Below are 2,558 nucleotides of genomic sequence, written 5' to 3' on the forward strand. Positions count from 1 at the left end.
CGCCTGCCCGCCGGCCACCGCCTGCCCGCCGGCCACCGATCCAGGAGCGTCAACCGGCGTTCGTCCGCCGCCCGACGCCTGATCCGCCGAGCCGCGCACCGCCGAGGTCGATTGCTCACCCGCCCGCGAGACGAGCGAAGCCTCCGGCCCGTCGGCATCCCGGGGAACCGCCGACGACTCGGGCGACGCGCTCGGCGACTCGGCCGCCGAGCCGCGCGAACCACCGCCGGCCAACCCCCCGGCCGGCGCGCGACGGCCCGCCGCGGCCGCCGCCGCCCGCGCCGCCGACAACCCGCCGTTACCCGGGGCGCCCGGCGAAGCGGCCGCCTCGGTGACGGCCGAAGGGCGTACCCCGAAGGTCTCGTTGGGATCGGTGAGCGTGAGCCGCCGCTCCATGCGCTCCAACCGCTGGAGCAGCGCGCCCGACGAGTCGTCCGCGCCCGGCAGCAGCATGCGCGCGGTGATCAGCTCGAGCAGAAGCCTCGGCGCGGTCGTGCCGCGCATCTCCACCAGGCCGTTGTGGACGATGTCCGCGCACCGCGACAGCATCGCCGGGCCGAGTCGGGTGGCCTGCGCGTTCATCGCGTCGAGCTGGTCGGCCGGGCCGTCGATCAGGCCCTTCGTCACCGCGTCGGGCACCTGCTGCAGGATGATCAGGTCGCGGAAGCGTTCGAGCAGGTCGGAGGCGAAGCGCCGCGCGTCGTGGCCGGCCTCGGCGACGCGGTCGATCGTCTGGTACGCCGCCGCGCCGTCGCCCGCTGCCAGCGCGTCGCACATCTCGTCGATCAGCGCGACGTCGGTGACGCCCAGCAGGGCGACCGCCCGCGGATACGACACACCCTCGGGCCCGGCGCCCGCGATCAGCTGGTCGAGCACCGACAGCGTGTCTCGCGCGCTCCCCCCGCCGGCCCTGACGACCAGCGGGAACACCGCCGGCTCGACGTGCACGCCCTCGGCCTCGGTGAGCGTCTGGAGATACGGCCTCAGAACCGCCGGCGGAATCAGCCGGAAGGGGTAGTGATGGGTCCGCGACCGGATCGTGCCGAGCACCTTTTCCGGCTCGGTCGTGGCGAAGATGAACTTGACGTAGTCCGGCGGCTCCTCGACCAGCTTGAGCAGCGCGTTGAAGCCGGCCGACGAGACCATGTGCGCCTCGTCGATGACGTAGATCTTGTAGCGGCTGCTCGCGGGCGCGAAGAACGCCTTTTCCCGCAGCTCGCGGGCGTCGTCCACACCACCGTGGCTGGCCGCGTCGATCTCGATGACGTCGATCGAGCCGGTGCCGTCGGTGGCCAGCGACTTGCAGGACGCGCAGACCCCGCACGGGTCGGGGGTGGGACCCTGCTCACAGTTGAGCGAGCGGGCCAGGATGCGCGCGCTGGAGGTCTTGCCGCAGCCACGCGGGCCGGAGAAGAGGTACGCGTGGTGCAGCCGCCCACTGCGCAGCGCCTGCGACAGCGGCTCGGTGACGTGCTCCTGCCCGATGACCTCGGCGAAGGTCCGCGGACGGTACTTGCGGTAGAGCGCGAGTGCCACGCCTGGCCCCTTCCTGGACGACCGCGCCATTGTCCTGCGGGGGTACGACAGAAACAAACGACGGTCCGGACACGGAAGGACCCCCCGTGCACCCGGCAGAGCCCGCTTATCCTTGCTGCCTTCCGGCCCTGGGGAGGTTCACGAGATGCACGCCGCACGAGGGGCTGGCTCGTAGCGTACCCAACGCGCACCCGCCGCCGCGCAGCCCTCCCGCGAAACCGGCTTCGCGGGTTCTGTATTCTGGCCGACGGAGGATTCGCCTAGTGGCCTAGGGCGCACGCTTGGAAAGCGTGTTGGGTTAACACCCTCACGAGTTCGAATCTCGTATCCTCCGCCAGCACTGAGCAAGCACCTGAAGGCCGGACCCGCCGCGCGGGGCCGGCCTTCTGTCGCTCTACGCTGGCCGGCGTGACCGATGCTGACGTGAAGATCGAAGAAGAGACGGGCGCGGAGCTGATCGCCACCCACTACCTCACCGGTGTCGACGAGGTGGTGGAGCACTTGCGGGCGGCGGATCAGCTCGGCCTGGGGGTACGGGTGACCTCGTACCTGGTGCCCGACGAGGACGGGTTGAGCCCACGCTGGGAGCTTGAGCTGCTGACGTCCTCGCCGGTCCACCAGGAGGACGAGGCCGAGTAGGCAGAGGACGAGGCCGAGTAGGCGCTGCTACTCCTCGACGAACCGGCGCAGGGCGTCGACCAACTGTTCGTCCTCGGGGCTGGTGTAGACCGCCCGGTCTTTGCCGATGAAGATGAAGATCGGGCAGGTCTCGTCCTCGCCGACCATCTTGGTCTCGAAGATCTTGCGCCGGGTCGCCACCTCGTAGAGCGACACGCGGTAGGTGCCCTCCTTCATCACGATCGACGACGGCTTGGGCTTGTCGATCTTGCAGCTCTTGACCTTCTCGCCGATCGTGACCAGGTCGACGCACGCCACGAGCTGCACCGCGGCCGCGTTCTTCGGCTGCCACGCCGCCCGGACGTTGGCCGGCGAGTCGTAGGGAACGCTGAGATAACCCGTGG

At 70.5% G+C, this 2,558-nt stretch carries 3 protein-coding genes, 1 tRNA gene and 1 other RNA gene; 2 read left to right on the plus strand and 3 right to left on the minus strand.

Translation table 11 applies throughout. The features are described from left to right. Positions 1–1,536 (minus strand): DNA polymerase III subunit gamma and tau (locus tag AB0M20_RS37585; protein ID WP_364305575.1); only part of this gene is annotated, 1,536 nt, incomplete at its 3' end. Positions 1,537–1,611: 75 nt separating this feature from the next. After that, positions 1,612–1,702: signal recognition particle sRNA small type (gene ffs / locus AB0M20_RS37590), an RNA gene on the minus strand. 83 nt (positions 1,703–1,785) lie between these two features. Between ffs and AB0M20_RS37595 the strand changes: the two genes are divergently transcribed. Together AB0M20_RS37595 and AB0M20_RS37600 are read left to right on the plus strand one after the other, a co-directional pair. Then, a tRNA-Ser gene (locus AB0M20_RS37595) sits at positions 1,786–1,873 on the plus strand. A gap of 71 nt (positions 1,874–1,944) precedes the next feature. Then, positions 1,945–2,175: a hypothetical protein gene (locus AB0M20_RS37600; RefSeq protein WP_364305577.1), complete on the plus strand. Its 231-nt coding sequence runs from the start codon at positions 1,945–1,947 to the stop codon at positions 2,173–2,175. Positions 2,176–2,202: 27 nt separating this feature from the next. Here AB0M20_RS37600 and AB0M20_RS37605 read toward each other — a convergent pair. Beyond that, on the minus strand, positions 2,203–2,558 hold a 356-nt coding region (locus tag AB0M20_RS37605), incomplete at its 5' end, for a hypothetical protein (RefSeq protein ID WP_364305578.1).

The organism is Actinoplanes sp. NPDC051633 (assembly GCF_040681735.1).
Lineage (GTDB): Bacteria > Actinomycetota > Actinomycetes > Mycobacteriales > Micromonosporaceae > Actinoplanes.